Raw genomic sequence first — 16,271 nt, forward strand, 5'->3', positions numbered from 1 at the left:
AAGCAGCGAGCCAGGCGCCACGACGTCGGCAAGACCGTCAAACGCGCCGAGTCGATCAAGGAACACCAAGCCCGCCGAGGTTAAACGGCAAGCTTGATTGAACGTCAGATTTCCGTTAGCCGCCGGTGGCTTTTCCCGGCACAGACCGGGCTGCGATGTTCGCACTGTCCGGATCGGACGCGCCGGGACCGGCCCCGCCCTCTCCTCAACCCAGCATCGCGCGTTCCGCGCAGATTGGTTGAACCGTGTCGATAGCCCCGCCGACGACCGGCGCTGCCGTCAACCCTCCACCGCGCGGCCGCCCGGCCGGGCACCGCGCCCGCCTCGGCCCGGCCCGGTCCGCCGCGGCCGCCCTGCGCGAGCTGTTCGAGACGCTCGGGCGCCTGAGGCTGCGCGGCTACGATCCGCGTGCGGTGGCCGTCTGCGTCGCACTGAGCCTGCTGAGCCTCGCGCTCTCCCAGGCCCCGGCCTCCGCGACCGCGGCACGGCCCCTGCGGGCCGCCGCGGCGAGCACGGCCGGCGCCCTGCCGAACCCGGCGACCATCACTCAGAACAGCTCCGGTGACCTGACGATCAGCTACCCCGTCGACAACGTCGACCCAGCTCTCGTCAAGGCCCACGTCCAAGACTTCATCGGCTCGGCGACCCCGTCCCCGACCGCCGTCAGCGACAAGATCGCGCAGAGCATCGCCGCGTGGGACGCCAAGGAGCCGGTGGGCACCCTGGGCCACATCGACGCGAAGTGGCCCGGCTGCGCGTGCACCCTCACGGTGAACTCGACGGGCAGCGGCAACTCGGCGACCAACACCCTGACCCTGGACGTGCCCGCGGCCGCGCTGGGCAATGCCGTCATCCCGCAGGGCGCCCCGTTCGACAAGGACAGCTACTGGGCCAACTTCATCGCCGGCGGCCTCGGCACGCTGATCGCCGTCGCCGGCGGAATCGTCTGCGCCTACGCCATCGGCGCCACCGGCCCCATCGGCGCGGCGGTGTGCGGCGCGGTCGCGGGCGCCCTCCAGGCGTTCACGACGCCCTGGATCACGGCCCTGCTCACCGGTCAGGACTTCTTCAACGACCCGGTCGTCTGGGGCAACGCCCTCCTCGCGGCCTTCTGGGGCGCGGTCAGCGGAGCCGCGGTCGGCCTCGCGATCGGCTGGACCGGGGTGAGCCTCAAGGGCGTTCTCGACGGGGTCGGGGCCAACATCCGAGCCGCCCTGGGCGCCCTCGATGACAGGACGGGTGGCTGGATCGGCAAGGGGCTCGGCACCCTGGCCTATCTGATCAGCAAGATCGGGGCCGGGACCGGCCCGGCGGCGCGGACCTTCATCACCTCACCGAACTGCGGCGACTTCTGCGGAATGGCACCGGCCCTCAACACGCCGAACTTCCTTCGTATCCTCCCCTTCGGTGACTCGATCACGTTCGGGATCCAGAGCTCGACCGGCGGCGGCTACCGGTGCGACCTGTCGGACTCGCAGACCGCCATGGGGCTGGGCAACATCTACGCCGGCAGCCAGACGGCCGGCCCCTGCGCGCAGAACGCGAACGAGGGGCACCCCGGCTGGACCATCGAGGGCCTCCAATCCCTGGAGCAGTGCACCATCGCGGGCTACCAGCCCAACGTGGTGCTGCTGGACGCGGGCACCAACGACATCAACGTCGCCACCCCATGGGTCAACGTCGCCGGTGGTGACCCCACCCACGCCGCCCACGCGATGGAGGACCTGATCACCTCCGTCCGCAACGACGATCCGGGCGTCACCATCGTGGTCGGCGGGCTCATCCCCACCACCAACGCCACCACCGCCGCCAACATGGCGTCCTTCAACCAGCAGGTCAGCTCCTGGATCAACCAGCAGCAGCAGAGCGGCTGGCACGTCCGCTGGGCCGACATGGGCTCCATCCAGACCGGCGACCTCGCCGACGGCCTGCACCCCAACGACACCGGCTACCAGAAGATGGCCGCCGCCTGGGGCGCCGGAATCAACCAGACGATCCTCGACGGCTGGGTCCATCCGGCCAACGCGCCCGGGAAGGGCTGCGCGAACCCGACGCCGAGCGGGCCCCCGGCCCCGACCTGGCAGGCCCAGGGCGTCGTCGCCCCCCGGCGTGCAGGGCTACAGCCCGCCGGTCTGGAACGCCCAGGGCCAGGTCGCGCCCGGCGTGCAAGGCTCCGGCTGGACCGACGCCGTCGGCCAGCAGATCCGCTTCGCCCCGCTGTTCGGCTCCGGCCGATCCGACTACCTGTTCATCCGCCCGGACAGCTCCGTCCTCGGCTGGCGCAACGACGGACCCGCCCCGGGCGGGGGCATCACCTGGACCTCCGTCGGCCTGGTGGTCCCCGGCATCCAGGCCTCCGGCTACAAGGGTCCCGGCGACGGCACCCTCTCGTTCGTCGACCTGACGGGCCAGGGCAGGGCCGACTACGTCTGGACCAAGAACGACGGCACCACCCTGACGTGGCTCAACTCCGGCGCCAGCTCCGCCGGACAACCCGTCTGGGTCGGCCCGTTCACCATCTTCCCGGGCAGCACCGCGGCAGCGGCCGGCTACACCGGCCCGCAGTCCGGCACCCTCCAGTTCGCCGACCTCAGCGGCGACGGCTGGCCCGACCTCGTCTGGACCAAGCCCGACGGCACCGTCCACTGGTGGGAGAGCGGGCACGACGGCCTGGTCAACCACACCTGGACCGACCGCGGCAACCTCGCGAGCATCGGCGCCCCCGGCGGCGAACTGCACTTCGCCAAGGCCACCGGCGGCGCCCGGGCCGACCTGCTCGACATCCGGCCCGACAGTTCGGTGGTCGGCTACGGCCTGCGCGACAACGGCAGCGGCGGCCTGTCCTGGGGTTCCGAGGGCCTGATCGCCCCCGGCGTCCAGGGCGTCGGCTACACCGGAGCGGGCGACGGCGACATCGACTTCGCCGATCTGTCCGGCCACGGCCGCGCCGACTACGTCTGGGTCAAGCCCGACAGCTCGGCGCTGATGTGGCAGAACACCGCCGGCGCCGGCCTGGACGACCAGATCCGCTTCGCCCCACTGGACACCGGCAACACCAAGCGCGCCGACTACCTCGACATCTCACCGCTCGACGGATCCATCACCGCCTGGGCGAACGTCGGGCAGGCCGCCGCCGGTGGCGCCTACACCTGGGTACCCCAGAACACCGTCTTCGCGGGCGTTCCCGGCTACCAGGGGCAGGGCAACGGCAGCATCGGCAACATCCAGCTCGCCCACGTCACCTCGCCCGGCCAGATCGCACAGGACGCGCTGTACATCCGCCCCGACGGCTCGGTCCAGGGCTGGGTGCTCCTGACCGGCAACGCCACCAACGTGCCGCTGGGCACCGTCGTGCCCGCCCTCAAGAACGGCTACGACGGCACCGGCGAGATCCAGTTCGCCGACATGGACGGCAAGGGCACCGCCGACTACCTGTGGGTGCACCCCGACAGCTCCGTCAGCATGTGGCAGAACCAGTACCCCAACTGGATCCCCAAGGGCGAGATCGCCGTAGGCGTCCAGGCCTCCGGCTGGACCGACTCCCCGGGCCAGCACATCCGCTTCGCCGACCTCACCGGCTCCGGCCGGGCCGACTACCTGTTCATCCGACCCGACAGCTCCGTGATGGCCTGGTTCAACCCCGGACCCAGCGCCAACTACGCCTGGCAGCCCATGGGACAGATCGCCGCCGGTGTCCAGGGCTCCGGCTGGACGGCCGGAGCCCCCGGCAACACCATCCAGTTCGCCGACCTCAACGGCGACGGCAGGGCCGACTACCTGTGGGTGCGGCCTGACAGTTCCGTCCTCATGTGGCAGAACACCCCGGGCTAGGCGTGCCGCACTGGCGGCTCACCCCGCCGCTGCACGCAGGCTCACGGTCCCGCTCCGCCCGTCCTCCGACGGGCGGAGCGGGACCACCACCGCACCGGCTCGCAGTCCCAACCGCCCGGCAGTGCAACCTTGTTCGCATCCTCGTGACCCTCAGGAGCCGACCGTGCCCTTCCTCCCCCACCTGCGCTCGCGCCTGCTCCGGGGCGCAGTGGCGGCCACGCTGGCGGCCCTCGCGCTCGCCTTCGCCTTCGGCTGCTCCCGGGCCGGCACCGGGGTCGGCGCCGCACCCTCCAGCCCCGCGCCGACCGTTGCCGCCGTCTCGGGCACACTGACCGGCGTCTCGTGCACCTCCTCGACCTGCGTCGCCGTCGGCTCGTACGGACGGACCTCCGTCGGCACCGTCCCCGTCGCCGAGGCGACCCGGCCACTGGCCGAGTTCTGGGACGGGTCGCACTGGCGCGCCCAGCAACCGCCGGTGCCGCCCGAGGCGGCGGTGGCGATGACCGTCCTGCAGAGCACGCTCACCAGCGTCTCCTGCACCTCGCCCTCGGCCTGCTCCGCGATCGGCTCCTACACCAAGGGCCACGGCAAGGTGCCCTTCGCCGAGACCTGGGACGGCACCACCTGGACCGTCCACCCCATCGCCCAACCGACCGACGCCACCAGCACGGAACTGCACCGCGTCTCCTGCACCTCGCCCACCGCGTGCACGGCGGTCGGCTCCTGGACCCGCCGCCCCGACGCCGTCCTCTCCTCCACCGAGCCCGGAGCCGAGCCGCTGGCCGAGCGCTGGGACGGCCGGGCCTGGACCCTGGACGATGTCCCCGCCCCGACCGACAGCCGAGGCAGCCACCTGGACGGCCTGGCCTGCCCCGCACCCACCGCCTGCACCGCGGTCGGCACCGCGCTCGACGCAGATCCCGCCGTCACCTCCGAACACGCCTTCGCCACCGCCTGGGACGGCAACCACTGGACCACCCAGCAGCTGGACGAGCCCGCCGGCGCCAGCAGCACCCTCCTGACCGCCCTCTCCTGCACGACAGCCCCCTGGTGCACGGCGATCGGCTTCGCCGTGACCGGGACGAACGTGGCAGCACTGACCGAGACGACCGACGGGACAAGCTGGCACACACTCAACCCGACCGCCCCCACCGGATCCGGCGCCACCCTCACCGACATCTCCTGCGGCGGCGCCACCGACTGCGTCGGCGTCGGCAGCACCACGGCCACCACGGGCATCCGCCCGGCCGCCGAAATCCTGGACGCCACGGCCCGGACCAACCGCCCACCGCTCGCTCCGCCCGGCGCACAACGGGCCTACTTCACCGGTGTCTCCTGCGCCGGCCCGGCCCACTGCATGGCCGTCGGCGAGGCCGTACCCAGCACCACCGTGGCCATGACCCAGCAGTGGGACGGCCGACGCTGGACCCTCGAACCGGTGCCGATGCCCACAGCCGCATAAGCAGGGACAGAGCCGAGAGCGGGCAGTGGCTGTGCGGTGCCCCGCCTGCCGGAACCTCAGCCCTGCGCGGTCGGCCGGACGACGATGTCGTTGACGTCCACCGTGTCCGCCTGGGCGACGGCGAAGGCGATCGTCTCCCCCACGGCCTCCGGCGGGATCGCGAACTTCTCCCTCGCGGCAGCGAGTTCCGCACGCACGCGATCGTCCGGAACGGAATCGATGAAGTCGGTCCGGACGAATCCGGGCGAGACCACGGTGACCCGCACACTGTCCCCGGCCTCCTGGCGAAGGCCTTCGGACAGGGTGCGCACCGCGTTCTTGGTCGCGGCGTACACCACCTGATTGGGCACGATCCGCAGGCCCGCGGTGGAGACGACGTTGACGAAGTGGCCGCTACCTTGCGCACGGAAGACCGGCAGGGCGGCGGCGATTCCGTACAGCACGCCCTTGATGTTGACGTCGACCATCGCCTCCCAGTCCTCGACCCGCAACTCGTCGAGCGCGGAGACCGGCCCGATGCCGGCGTTGCTGACCAGCACGTCCAGGCGGCCGAACCGCTCGCGTGCGAGCGCCACGAGGGCGGTCAGATCGGCGCGGCGGGTGACGTCCGTGCTGGTCCAGGCGACCTGGCCCCCCTTCGCCGCGATGCGCGCCGCGAGGTCCCGCAGACGCTCGGTGCGCCGGGCACCGAGCACGACCCGCGCGCCCCGTCCGGCCAGCAGCAGGGCGGTGGCCTCGCCGATCCCGCTGCTGGCGCCGGTGATGGCGATGACCTTGCCGTCGACTCCCGACATGTGCGACCCCTCAATAGTCCAAGCGAATGTCAGGTTGCGACCTTAACTGGCGCGTCAAGGCAGGGCTACGGGCGTTCGACGTGCCCAACGCACCGTTCGTCGACGCAGCCCACGCCCTCATCAGAGGCGAGCGGGTTCCTCCGCTCATCCTCGTCGGCGGCAGGCAGGACAACCTGGTCTGCCTCGACTTTCTGGAACCCCCGCACAGCCGTGTCAGTCCCGCAGGGTCTGCCGCTGTCCGCTCTCGGCGGACCTCTTGATGGCATCAAGCAGGCGGTGCGTGCGCAAGGCGGTGCCGAAGTCCGGCTCGAACGGCTCCCCGGTACGGATCGCGTGCGCCAGATCGGCGTACACCTGGCGCACGTTGCGCACCGCGGGCGGCGCGGCAGCCGGCTGCCGCCGGTAGCGCTCGGGCACCTCCAGCTCCACCGGCCTCCCGCCACCGCCCGCCGCGTGGGTGAGTACGAATTCGGGGCCGACCAGCGAGTCGTCCGTGGAGCGCAGCACCAGCCGGCCGGCGCGCCCGTGCACCTCGATGCGGAAGCCGTCGCCGTGGGGGCCGCCCGTCATGAAGTGTGCCGATGCGGCGGCACCGGACTGGAGCAGCCCGGCCACCGCGATCTGGTCCGGGGAGGTTACCTCGATCTCCCGACCGGTCTCTTCCAGCGTGATGCGGCGGATCCGGGTCGTCAGTGTCGCCGACAGTTCGGTGAAGTCGCCGACGATGAAGCGGTACATGTCCATCGAGTGGCCGCCCACGACCGCCACGTGGTTGACGCCCTTGGTGTGGTCGAACAGCGCGGCGTACCGTTCGGACCAGACCTCCGGTGTCGACAGGGAGTACGTCAGCGAGGTCGACAGCACCTCTCCGACGAGGCCGTCCGCGATCAGGTCGCGCATCAGCCGGACCGCCGGGTGGTGGCGGCTCTGCAGTCCCACCGCGTGCCGCACCCCTGCGGACTCCGCCTCCGTACGGAACTGCTCGGCCTGTGCCGCGGACAGGGTCAGTGGCCACTCGCTGTAGACGTGCTTGCCCGCCGCGATGGCCGCGGAGACCAGCCCGTCGCGACGCGGAAGCTGTACGGCGATGGTGACCAGGTCGACCTCCGGGTGCGCCATGAGCGCCTCGGGGTCGGTGAAGGCGTGCCGGGCGCCCCACACCTCGGCCGCGGCCCCCGCCGATGCGTCGCTGGTCCCGGCGACCGCGGTGATCTCGTAGTCGTCGAGCGCCGCGAGCGCCGGCAGGTGCACCCCGCGTGCCCAGCCCCGTTGTGCGTGCGCGCCGACGACTCCCACTCGGATCTTGTCCGCCACGATGAACCCTCTCGTTTCCGTCTGAACTCGTCTGCCTGGTCGGCCTGTTCTTTTGGCTGGTGGTACCAGCTGCCGGGCGTGCCCGTTGCGGCCCCTGGCTGGCGCACGGGTTCCGTGCCCATGCCGCTATCGCGCGGCCGCCGTGCGCGGACCGACTAGGTGCACGTCTTGTTACAGAGGTAATGTTCTGAAACCATGCCCGGCAGCGGAAGGAGGCACTTTCATGTCCCAGAGGAACACCCGTGTGACACCCCAGGTCAGCGGCTCAGATCGGTGCGAATCTCCTGCCGCGGAGGCTGCCTGCTCGGTCCTCGAAGTCCTCGGACGGGTGAGTGGGAAGTGGAGTATCGGCATCCTGCTCGTCACCACCCAAGGCCCGGCGCGCTTCACCGAACTGGAGCGCCAGGTCAAGGGCATCAGCCGCCGCATGCTCACCCTCACCCTGCGCAACCTGGAACGGGACGGCCTGCTGACCCGCACCGTCTACCCGACCGTTCCGCCCAAGGTGGAGTACACCGCCACCCCGATGGCCCGCGAGCTGTATGAATCGCTGCTGGCGCTCACCGGCTGGGCCGAACGCCATCGCCACCAGATCGACCAGGCCCGCACCGCCTACGACAACGCCCAGGTCGAGGAGGCGGCCATCCCGGCCCCGGCAGCCTGAGAGGGAGTACTGCGGGCCGCTGCCGGAGTTCAGCTTGAGTTGGCCTCCGGGGCGTTTCAGCTTGGCACGGGTGTTCTTCGGTGTGCCGCGGCTCGGGTCCAGGCCGACGGCTCGCCCGCCCCTGTCACGGGGGGCGAGCCGTCGGTGCCCTCCGGGGGAGGACGCCGCTACTGCGGCGTCACGTAGGCGCCGGAGATGCCGCCGTCGACGAGGAAGGTGTTCGCGGTCATGAAGGACGAGTCGTCGGAGGCGAGGAAGGCCACCGCTGCGGCGATCTCCTCGGGCTCGGCGAAGCGGCCGAGCGGGATGTGGACCAGTCGACGGGCAGCCCGCTCCGGGTCCTTGGCGAACAGTTCCCGCAGCAGCGGGGTGTTCACCGGGCCGGGGCAGAGCGCGTTGACCCGGATGCCCTCGCGGGCGAACTGCACGCCCAGCTCGCGGGACATGGCCAGCACTCCGCCCTTGGAGGCGCTGTAGGAGATCTGCGAGGTGGCCGCGCCCATCACGGCGACGAACGAGGCGGTGTTGATGATCGACCCCTTGCCCTGGCGCCGCATGTGCGGGATCGCGTACTTGCAGCACAGGTAGACGCTGGTCAGATTGACCTCCTGGACCCTCTTCCAGGCGTCCAGGCCGGTGGTGAGGATGGAGTCGTCGTCCGGCGGCGAGATGCCCGCGTTGTTGAAGGCGATGTCGAGCCGCCCGTACTCGTCGACGACCCGCTGGAAGAGGTCGCGCACCGCCTGCTCGTCGGTGACGTCGGCCTCGATGAACAGGCCGCCGACCTCGTTCGCGGCCTTGGCGCCGGTCTCCGCGTCGAGGTCGACGCAGACCACCTTGGCGCCCTCGGCGGCGAAGCGGCGGGCGGTCGCCAGGCCGATGCCGCTGCCCGCGCCGGTGATGACGGCCACCCGGCCGTCGAGTCGCTGGGTCATGATGATCACTCCTCCGTGGAGATGAAGACGTTCTTGGTCTGGGTGAAGGCGTCGAGGGCGTCCGGACCGAGCTCGCGGCCGAGGCCGGACTGCTTGAAGCCGCCGAACGGCGTGGTGTAGCGCACCGAGGAGTGCGAGTTGACGGACAGGTTGCCGGCGTCCACGCCGCGCGAGACCCGCAGTGCGCGCCCGACGTCCCTAGTCCAGATGGAGCCGGACAGCCCGTACTCGGTGGCGTTGGCGATGCGCAGGGCGTCCTGTTCGTCGCGGAACGGGACGACCGCGACGACCGGGCCGAAGATCTCCTCGGTGAAGACGCGGTCGTCGTGCCGCACGGGCGCGAGCACGGTCGGCGGGTACCAGAAGCCGGGCCCGTCGGGGGCGCTGCCGCGGAAGGCGACAGCCGACCCGTCCGGGACGTAGGAGGAGACCCGCGCCCGGTGGGCAGCGGAGATCAGCGGGCCCATCTCGGTCTTCTCGTCGGTCGGGTCACCGACCCGCACGCCGCGGACGGCTGGTTCCAGGAGCTCCAGGAAGTCCTCGAAAACGGATGCTTCGACCAGGATCCGGGAGCGGGCGCAGCAGTCCTGGCCGGCGTTGTCGAAGACCGCGTAGGGGGCCGTCGCGGCGGCCTTGGCGAGGTCGGCGTCGGCGAAGACGATGTTGGCGCTCTTGCCACCGAGTTCGAGGGTGACGGGCTTCACCTGGGCGGCGCAGCCCGCCATGATCTCCTTGCCGACCCGGGTCGAGCCGGTGAACACCACCTTGCGCACGTCGGGGTGGGTGACGAAGCGCTGTCCGACGACCGGGCCGCGGCCGGGCAGGATCTGCAGCACGCCTTCCGGGATCCCGGCCTGGAGGGCGAGTTCGCCGAGGCGCAGGGCGGTGAGTGGAGTGAGTTCGGCCGGTTTGACGATGACGGTGTTGCCGGCGGCCAGCGCCGGGGCCAGGGCCCAGGCGGCGATCGGCATCGGGAAGTTCCACGGCACGATGACCCCGACCACGCCGATCGGTTCCTGGAAGGTGAGATCGATGCCGCCCGACACCGGGATCTGTCGGCCGAACAGCCGCTCGGGCGCGGCGGCGTAGTACTCGATGACGTCACGCGCGTTGCCCGCCTCCCAGCGCGCGTTGCCGATGGTGTGGCCGGCGTTGGCGACCTCCAGGGCGGCAAGGTGCTCGCGGTCGGCGTCGACGGCGGCGGCGAAGGAGCGCAGCAGCCGGGCCCGGTCGGCGGGTGCCACCCGGCGCCAGGCGTCGAAGGCGGCGCGGGCGCGGGCGACGGCGGCATCGGTTTCGGCGAGGCCAGCCAGTTCGACGGTGGTGATCACCTCCTCGGTGGCGGGGTTGACGACCTCGAAGAGGTCCGGTGCGGTCATGGGGCTGTCTCCCTGTGTGTGGAGGTGGTCTGGCCGGCGGCGACCAGGGCCTGGAAGAGGCGCAGGTCGTCGGGGTTCGTCTCGGGGTGCCACTGGACGCCCAACGCGAAGCGGCGGCCCGCCAGTTCGAGCCCTTCGACGGTGCCGTCGGCGCTGCGGGCGGTGACCTGCAGACCGGCGCCGAGCCGGTCGACGGCCTGGTGGTGGTAGCAGGAGACCTCGGCGGTCGGCCCCAGGACGTCGGCGAGCCGGCTGCCCGCCACCACGCCGACCCGGTGGCGGACGTAGCGGGCGGGGACGATCTGGTGGTTCCCGTCGGGCAGGTGTTGCAGGAGGGTGCCGCCGAGTTCGACGTTGAGCAGCTGCATGCCGCGGCAGACGCCGAGCACCGGCAGGTCCCGGGTGAGGGCGGTGTGCAGGAGCATGCTCTCCCAACCGTCGCGGGCGTGGTGCGGCGGGCCGGTGCGCGGGTCGGCGTCCGCCGCGTACCGGGCCGGGTCGACGTCCGGTCCGCCGGCGAGGACGAGTCCGTCCAGGGCGTCGAGCAGGTGGTCGGCACCGCCGGGTTGCGGCGGCAGCAACACCGGGGTGCCGCCCGCGCGGACGACGGCGTCGACGTACGTCTGGGGCACGAGGGAGGCGCGCTGGTTCCAGACGGACCAGGCGGCGTCGTCCTGGTAGCTGGTGATGCCGATCAGCGGTCGTCGGCGGTCGTTGCGCGTCACAGCCGCTCGAAGCCGCGGCGCCGCTCCCAGTCGGTCACCGCCCGTTCGTAGGAGGCGAGTTCGGCGCGTCCGGCGTGGGTGTAGTGCCGGACGACGTCCTTGCCGAAGGCCTCGGTGGCGACTGCGCTGCGCTCGAAGGCGTCGACCGCGTCGCGCAGGGTGGCGGGCACCCGGGGCGCGGCGGAGGCGTACGCGTTTCCGGTGAACTCCGGTTCGAGTTCGAGCTGTTGCTCGACGCCGTGCAGTCCGGCCGCGATCAGCGCGGCGACCGCGAGGTACGGGTTGACGTCACCGCCGGGGACGCGGTTCTCGAAGCGCAGCGAGGGGCCGTGGCCGACCACGCGCAGGGCGCAGGTGCGGTTGTCGCGGCCCCAGGCGATGGCGGTGGGTGCGAAGCTGCCGGGCACATAGCGCTTGTAGGAGTTGACGGTGGGTGCGAGCAGCAGGGCGAAGTCGGCCAGGCAGGCGAGCTGTCCGGCGAGGAAGTGCTCCATGGTGCGGGAGAAGCCGTGCGGACGGTCACCGGCGAACACCGGGGCGCCCTGCTCGTCGCGCAGGCTCAGATGGATGTGGCAGGAGTTGCCCTCGCGTTCGTCGTACTTCGCCATGAACGTGAGGCTGCAGCCCTCCTGGGCGGCGATCTCCTTGGCGCCGGTCTTGTAGACGGCGTGGTTGTCGCAGGTGGTGAGGGCGTCGGCGTACTTGAAGGCGATCTCGTGCTGGCCGAGGTTGCACTCGCCCTTGGCGGACTCGACGGTGAGGCCGGCGCCGGCCATGCCGTTGCGGAGTCGGCGCAGGAGGGGCTCGATCCGGCCGGTGCCGAGGATGGAGTAGTCGACGTTGTACTGGTTGGCCGGGGTGAGCCGGGCGTAGTCCTTGCCCCAGGCCTGTTCGTAGGTGTCCTGGAAGACAATGAACTCCAGCTCGGTGGCGGCCTGGGCCTGCCAGCCGTAACCGGCCAGCCGGTCCAGCTGGCGTTGTAGGACCTGGCGCGGGGAGACGGCGACCGGGCTGCCGTCGTGGTGGGTGACGTCGCACTGCACCATGACGGTGGCGGGGTGCCAGGGGACGGACCGCAGGGTGGCGAGGTCGGGGCGCAGCACCAGGTCGCCGTAGCCGTTCTCCCAGGAGGAGATCTCGTACCCGTCGACGGTGTTCATGTCGACGTCGACGGCCAGCAGGTAGCCGCAGCCTTCCGCAGCGCCGGGCACGACGTCGTCGAGGAAGTACTCGGCGGCGACGCGTTTGCCCTGGAGGCGCCCCTGCATGTCGGTCATGGCGAGCACGACGGTGTCGACGGATCCGTCGGCGACGTGGGCGCGCAGTTCGTCGAGGGTGAGCCGGGGGCTGGTCATCGGACCTCCAGTTCGGTGTCCCGTGCGTCGGGTTCGGGTGGCGTGCCGTGGACGGTCGGCCCGGTGAACCAGTGCCGGGCGGAGGCCAGCCACCACAGGCCGGCGAATCCGACGACGACGGCCACGGCGACGGGTGTGTAGTTGAAGCTCTCGACGGTGATCGGGCTGACGGTGGGGAGCATGAACAGGACCGTGATCACCGCGGTCCAGCCGACCGCGACGACGCCGATCGGCCGGCTCCATCGGCCCAGGTGCCAGGGGCCGCGCGGAAAGTCCTCGCCCTGGCGCAGCCGCAGGTAGACCGGGATGACGTAGGAGATGTAGAGGCCGATGACGGAGATGGAGGTCACGGCGGTGTAGGCGGTGGTGTTCCAGAGCGCGGGCAGCCCGAGCAGCAACGCGCCGCCCGTCGCCAGCCAGACCGCGTTGGTCGGGGTCTGGGTGCGCGGGTCGATGCGGTGCCACAGGCGGGAGCCGGGCAGCGCGCCGTCCCGGGAGAAGGCGTAGATCATACGGGAGTTGGCGGTGACGGAGGCCATGCCGCAGAAGAACTGGGCGCCGATGACGATGAGCAGCAGGAGCTGGGCGCCGCCGGCGCCGATCGCGTCGATGAAGATCTGCGCGGGCGGGACGTCCGTGTCGCTGGCGAGCGCGCCGTCGTAGTCGCGGATCGCGAAGGTGATGCCGAGCAGCAGGATCCAGCCCGCCACCAGGGAGACGGTGATGGCGTTGACGATGCCGCGCGGGCCGGAGCGGGCGGCGTCGTGGGTCTCTTCGGTCATGTGCGCGGAGGCGTCATAGCCGGTGAGGGTGTACTGGGCCATCAGCAGGCCGAGCATCGCGACGTAGAACTGGTTGTGGAAGCCGGTCTGGTTGACGAATTCCGTGAGGACGAAGGAGACGGAGGCGTGCCGGTCGGGGAGCACGGTGAGCGCACCGACGATGACCGCGACGCCCACCAGGTGCCACCACACGGACACGCTGTTGAGGACCGCGACCAGGCGCACCCCCCGGGTGTTGAGCAGGCCGTGCACCAGCAGGATGACGGCGAAGATCTCCATGGTGTGCGCGGGGCTGGCCGCGACGCCGAAGCGGAGGGTGAGGAACGCGTTGGTGAAGAAGGCGGCGCCGTAGTCGACGCTGGCGGTCACCGCGACCTGACCGAGGAAGTTGAACCAGCCGGTGAACCAGCTCCAGGCCGGGCCGCGGCTGCGGGTCAGTTTGGCGGACCAGTAGTAGAGCCCGCCGGCCGTCGGGTAGCTGGAACAGATCTCGGCCATCGCCAGCCCGACGCAGAGCGTGAGCAGGCCGACCACAGGCCAGCCCCAGACGATCAGCGCGGGGCCTCCGGTCTTCATCCCCGTTCCGTACAGGGTCAGGCAGCCGGAGAGGATGGAGACGATGGAGAAGGAGACGGCGAAGTTGGAGAAGCCTGACATCGAGCGGGCCAGTTCCTGGGTGTAGCCCAGCTCGCGGAGCCGCTGTTCGTCGGCGGAAACGGGGGCGGTGTTCTCCGGAAACACTTCGGGGGCAGGGTGATCGGGTGAGCGTGCGTCGGTCATGGGCACCCCTGGGGGTTGAGGGTGTGCCGGGGAGCACACGGCCACGACGGCGTGGCGCGGTCGCCCCGACGAGTTCGACGGTCGGACGGCTCTTCAATGGCCTGGAATCAGTCCATTGGGGTGGGTGAGCAGCATCGTTCCGGCTGGATCGGGGCCGCGTCAAGAGCGAGGAGGGAACGAGTCCGGGGAACCCGTTCATAGGTACGATTCCGGCGTGGACGTGGACGAAACACGTGAGCAGGCGCGGCTCGACTGGCAGGCCGGGGCGATCTTCCGCCCGGTCCGGACCGGCAACGCCTTCGAGGAGACCGTCGAAAGGCTGCTCCAGGCGATCAAACTCGGCGTCTTCGACCTCGGCGACCGACTGCCCGCCGAACGGGATCTCGCCGCCCGGCTCGGCGTCAGCCGGGAGACCCTGCGCGAGGCGCTCCGCACGCTGCAGCAGGCCGGCTGCGTCGAACCCCGCCGCGGCCGGTACGGCGGCACCTTCGTCACCTATCGGCTGCCCGCGCCGGACGTCGCCGACCTGCGCCGCGCGGCCCGCGACCTCGGCGGCGCGCTGGAGGACGCGCTGACCTATCGCCAGGTGCTGGAGGTCGGCGCCGCCGAGGCGGCCGCCCGTCGCCCCCTCTCCCCCGACCAGCGGGCCCATCTGGAGAGCCGGCTGACCGACCTGGAGGGAGCCCCGCCGGAGCAGTACCGCCAGCTGGACTCGCGCTTCCACCTCGCCATCGGCGAGCTCACCGGCTCCCCCACCCTTGCCGCGGCCATCGCCGAGGCCAGGATGCGTCTCAACGACCTGCTCAACGCCATCCCCATGCTGGACCGGAACATCGAGCACGCCGCCGAGCAGCACCGGGCGATGGTCCGGGCGATCCTCGCCGGCGACGGTGACGCCGCCCGACGCGCCACCGAGGAGCACCTCGCCGCTACGGCCGCACTGCTGCGGGGCTTCCTGGCCTGAGGTTTTACCGCCGCAAGCTCCTACCTTCACATCACCTACAGCGTCGTTGGTGCGCCGGCCTCCTGAGGATCCCGATGACTCCCGGCGTCGGTCATGCCCTCACCGCCGCCGAGGTCGCCCGATCCGCAAACCGGGTGCTGGGCGCATGACGTGGCCCTGGGAGTCTCTCCACGGTGTTGACGACCTCGTCGCCGGTGTCGATGGGCACCATGGAGAAAGCGGACGGCTCACCGGGGACCTTGAGGCTGAAGATCAGATCGAGATGTGCTGGCAGGCCGACGCTCGCCAGGGTGTCGACGTCAGCGTCCGCAATCTTGTTCCGGACGGCCTCTTCACGGTCGAGGGTGATCACTCCTTCGGGGCTGAACAGCTGGGTGAGTTCGTCGTGCGTAGCCACGGTGCTCCTCGGTCGGTTCGGTGGTCGGGCAGGAGCGAGACCACGTGGTGAGCCCGCTGAGCCGGAGCAGCTGGTACCAGTGGCTGGCTCCGAGGTCACTGGGGTCGAGCGTCAACCTGGAGATCGGTGGCCTGATGGGAAAACCGGGCACCGTATCAGAGCGAACGGTCAACAATTCGCTTACGGGTAAGACCAGTTGGCCGCCCGCCAAACACCCGGAGGCACTCAGGGCAGTATTCGGGTGTACTGGTCCAGACCTCAGGTTCGTCCAACCCGGGAGAGGCAATCGCGTGCACCCGGGCACCCGAAGCACGCCGGCATGCTCGACCGATTCGGCTCAGCCTTGCTGAACATGGCGCCGAACAGTCCCCATACGCAAACTCTGGGACCAGTACACCCACGACAACCGAAGGACACCCGCGTGACAGAGCCGGACCTGCGCCACTTCACCGAATTGCCCCCCTTGCACGCCAGACGCTGATCGACCTCTATGGGGACGTCCGAGCACCGTTGCTCCACCTCGCCGACTACGCCGTCGCGACGTTCGCCGAGCGCCTTGACCGCCACGGCGGCGAGCCCGGCTTCGACGCCGTCATCGGCTACGACGAGGAGGAACCGATCCGCTACGCCTACGGCAACACCATCCGCTCCGGCGACCGCTGGTGAACCCGGCCGCGGCCGACGGCAAGCTGCTCGCACTGTACGAGTCCTGGGGTTACTCGGCCGTGAACGAGGTCCAGCCGAATCCGGACGCACCGCCGCTCGTGGCGATGATCCGGAAGTGCGTGGTCTGAGGGTCCGATCGCGCCTGGGGAGCAGTTCCCGGTCCCGCCCGGCCCGGCCGGACGAACTCCTGGTCTGAGTGAGTGGTGGCGCAGCTGTAGACAGT

Annotated in this window: 14 protein-coding genes and 1 pseudogene; 7 read left to right on the top strand and 8 right to left on the bottom strand. The window is 70.9% G+C overall.

The window, feature by feature from the left end:
- Positions 1-1,358: 1,358 nt before the first annotated feature.
- The 3 genes and pseudogenes from ACIG5E_RS28445 to ACIG5E_RS28455 all read left to right on the top strand — a co-directional run.
- Positions 1,359-1,913: pseudogene (locus tag ACIG5E_RS28445) on the top strand (GDSL-type esterase/lipase family protein); the annotation flags it as partial.
- A 196-nt stretch (positions 1,914-2,109) separates the two neighbouring features.
- Positions 2,110-3,831: an FG-GAP repeat domain-containing protein gene (locus ACIG5E_RS28450; protein WP_396538039.1), complete on the top strand. Its 1,722-nt coding sequence runs from the start codon at positions 2,110-2,112 to the stop codon at positions 3,829-3,831.
- A 163-nt stretch (positions 3,832-3,994) separates the two neighbouring features.
- Positions 3,995-5,293 carry a hypothetical protein gene (locus tag ACIG5E_RS28455; RefSeq protein ID WP_396538041.1) on the top strand — a complete coding sequence of 433 codons (1,299 nt, stop codon included), beginning with the start codon at positions 3,995-3,997 and terminating at the stop codon, positions 5,291-5,293.
- Positions 5,294-5,349: 56 nt separating this feature from the next.
- On the opposite strand, the gene ACIG5E_RS28460 is transcribed toward ACIG5E_RS28455, so the two are convergent.
- The gene (locus ACIG5E_RS28460; RefSeq protein WP_396538043.1) at positions 5,350-6,087 is read right to left on the bottom strand and encodes an SDR family oxidoreductase; all 738 of its coding nucleotides are present in this window, start codon (positions 6,085-6,087) and stop codon (positions 5,350-5,352) included.
- Between the two features lie 213 nt (positions 6,088-6,300).
- Positions 6,301-7,401, bottom strand: coding sequence for a Gfo/Idh/MocA family protein (locus ACIG5E_RS28465; RefSeq protein ID WP_396538045.1), 1,101 nt, complete (start codon positions 7,399-7,401; stop codon positions 6,301-6,303).
- Positions 7,402-7,624: 223 nt separating this feature from the next.
- On the opposite strand from ACIG5E_RS28465, the gene ACIG5E_RS28470 reads away from it, so the two are divergent.
- Entirely contained in the window at positions 7,625-8,065 is a 441-nt protein-coding gene (locus tag ACIG5E_RS28470) for a winged helix-turn-helix transcriptional regulator (RefSeq protein WP_396538047.1), read from the top strand.
- A 167-nt stretch (positions 8,066-8,232) separates the two neighbouring features.
- Here the strand turns inward: ACIG5E_RS28470 and ACIG5E_RS28475 are convergent, their stop codons facing one another.
- Genes ACIG5E_RS28475 through ACIG5E_RS28495 form a run of 5 tightly spaced genes read right to left on the bottom strand, consistent with a single transcriptional unit; the run spans position 8,233 to position 14,021 of the window.
- The gene (locus tag ACIG5E_RS28475; protein ID WP_396538049.1) at positions 8,233-9,000 is read right to left on the bottom strand and encodes a 3-oxoacyl-ACP reductase; all 768 of its coding nucleotides are present in this window, start codon (positions 8,998-9,000) and stop codon (positions 8,233-8,235) included.
- A 5-nt stretch (positions 9,001-9,005) separates the two neighbouring features.
- Positions 9,006-10,379, bottom strand: coding sequence for an aldehyde dehydrogenase family protein (locus tag ACIG5E_RS28480; RefSeq protein ID WP_396538051.1), 1,374 nt, complete (start codon positions 10,377-10,379; stop codon positions 9,006-9,008).
- Positions 10,376-11,104, bottom strand: a complete 729-nt coding sequence (locus tag ACIG5E_RS28485) for a gamma-glutamyl-gamma-aminobutyrate hydrolase family protein (protein WP_396538053.1) — start codon at positions 11,102-11,104, stop codon at positions 10,376-10,378. The genes ACIG5E_RS28480 and ACIG5E_RS28485 overlap by 4 nt, the downstream gene beginning before the upstream one ends.
- Positions 11,101-12,459 (bottom strand): glutamine synthetase family protein, encoded by a 1,359-nt coding sequence (locus tag ACIG5E_RS28490; protein WP_396538055.1) that lies wholly within the window; start codon positions 12,457-12,459, stop codon positions 11,101-11,103. Before ACIG5E_RS28490 ends, ACIG5E_RS28485 begins: the two co-directional genes overlap by 4 nt.
- Entirely contained in the window at positions 12,456-14,021 is a 1,566-nt protein-coding gene (locus ACIG5E_RS28495; protein WP_396538057.1) for an amino acid permease, read from the bottom strand. Before ACIG5E_RS28495 ends, ACIG5E_RS28490 begins: the two co-directional genes overlap by 4 nt.
- Before the next feature lie 220 nt (positions 14,022-14,241).
- Here ACIG5E_RS28495 and ACIG5E_RS28500 point away from each other — a divergent pair, with 220 nt between their 5' ends.
- Positions 14,242-14,985, top strand: a complete 744-nt coding sequence (locus ACIG5E_RS28500; RefSeq protein ID WP_396538185.1) for a FadR/GntR family transcriptional regulator — start codon at positions 14,242-14,244, stop codon at positions 14,983-14,985.
- Positions 14,986-15,076: 91 nt separating this feature from the next.
- Here the strand turns inward: ACIG5E_RS28500 and ACIG5E_RS28505 are convergent, their stop codons facing one another.
- Positions 15,077-15,382, bottom strand: coding sequence for a hypothetical protein (locus ACIG5E_RS28505; protein WP_396538059.1), 306 nt, complete (start codon positions 15,380-15,382; stop codon positions 15,077-15,079).
- A 510-nt stretch (positions 15,383-15,892) separates the two neighbouring features.
- On the opposite strand from ACIG5E_RS28505, the gene ACIG5E_RS28510 reads away from it, so the two are divergent.
- On the top strand, positions 15,893-16,048 hold the full coding sequence (locus ACIG5E_RS28510) for a hypothetical protein (protein WP_396538061.1): 156 nt from the start codon (positions 15,893-15,895) through the stop codon (positions 16,046-16,048).
- Positions 16,045-16,176: a hypothetical protein gene (locus ACIG5E_RS28515; RefSeq protein WP_396538063.1), complete on the top strand. Its 132-nt coding sequence runs from the start codon at positions 16,045-16,047 to the stop codon at positions 16,174-16,176. The genes ACIG5E_RS28510 and ACIG5E_RS28515 overlap by 4 nt, the downstream gene beginning before the upstream one ends.
- Positions 16,177-16,271 lie beyond the last annotated feature (95 nt).

The sequence above is a fragment of the Kitasatospora sp. NPDC053057 genome, from assembly GCF_044546945.1.
Classification (GTDB): domain Bacteria; phylum Actinomycetota; class Actinomycetes; order Streptomycetales; family Streptomycetaceae; genus Kitasatospora.

Bases quoted from the DNA above. Each gene is read 5' to 3' on its own strand.
- ACIG5E_RS28460 (WP_396538043.1), bottom strand. From the start codon at position 6,087: ATGTCGGGAGTCGACGGCAAGGTCATCGCCATCACCGGCGCCAGCAGC.
- ACIG5E_RS28470 (WP_396538047.1), top strand. From the start codon at position 7,625: ATGTCCCAGAGGAACACCCGTGTGACACCCCAGGTCAGCGGCTCAGAT.
- ACIG5E_RS28495 (WP_396538057.1), bottom strand. From the start codon at position 14,021: ATGACCGACGCACGCTCACCCGATCACCCTGCCCCCGAAGTGTTTCCG.
- ACIG5E_RS28480 (WP_396538051.1), bottom strand. From the start codon at position 10,379: ATGACCGCACCGGACCTCTTCGAGGTCGTCAACCCCGCCACCGAGGAG.
- ACIG5E_RS28475 (WP_396538049.1), bottom strand. From the start codon at position 9,000: ATGACCCAGCGACTCGACGGCCGGGTGGCCGTCATCACCGGCGCGGGC.
- ACIG5E_RS28490 (WP_396538055.1), bottom strand. From the start codon at position 12,459: ATGACCAGCCCCCGGCTCACCCTCGACGAACTGCGCGCCCACGTCGCC.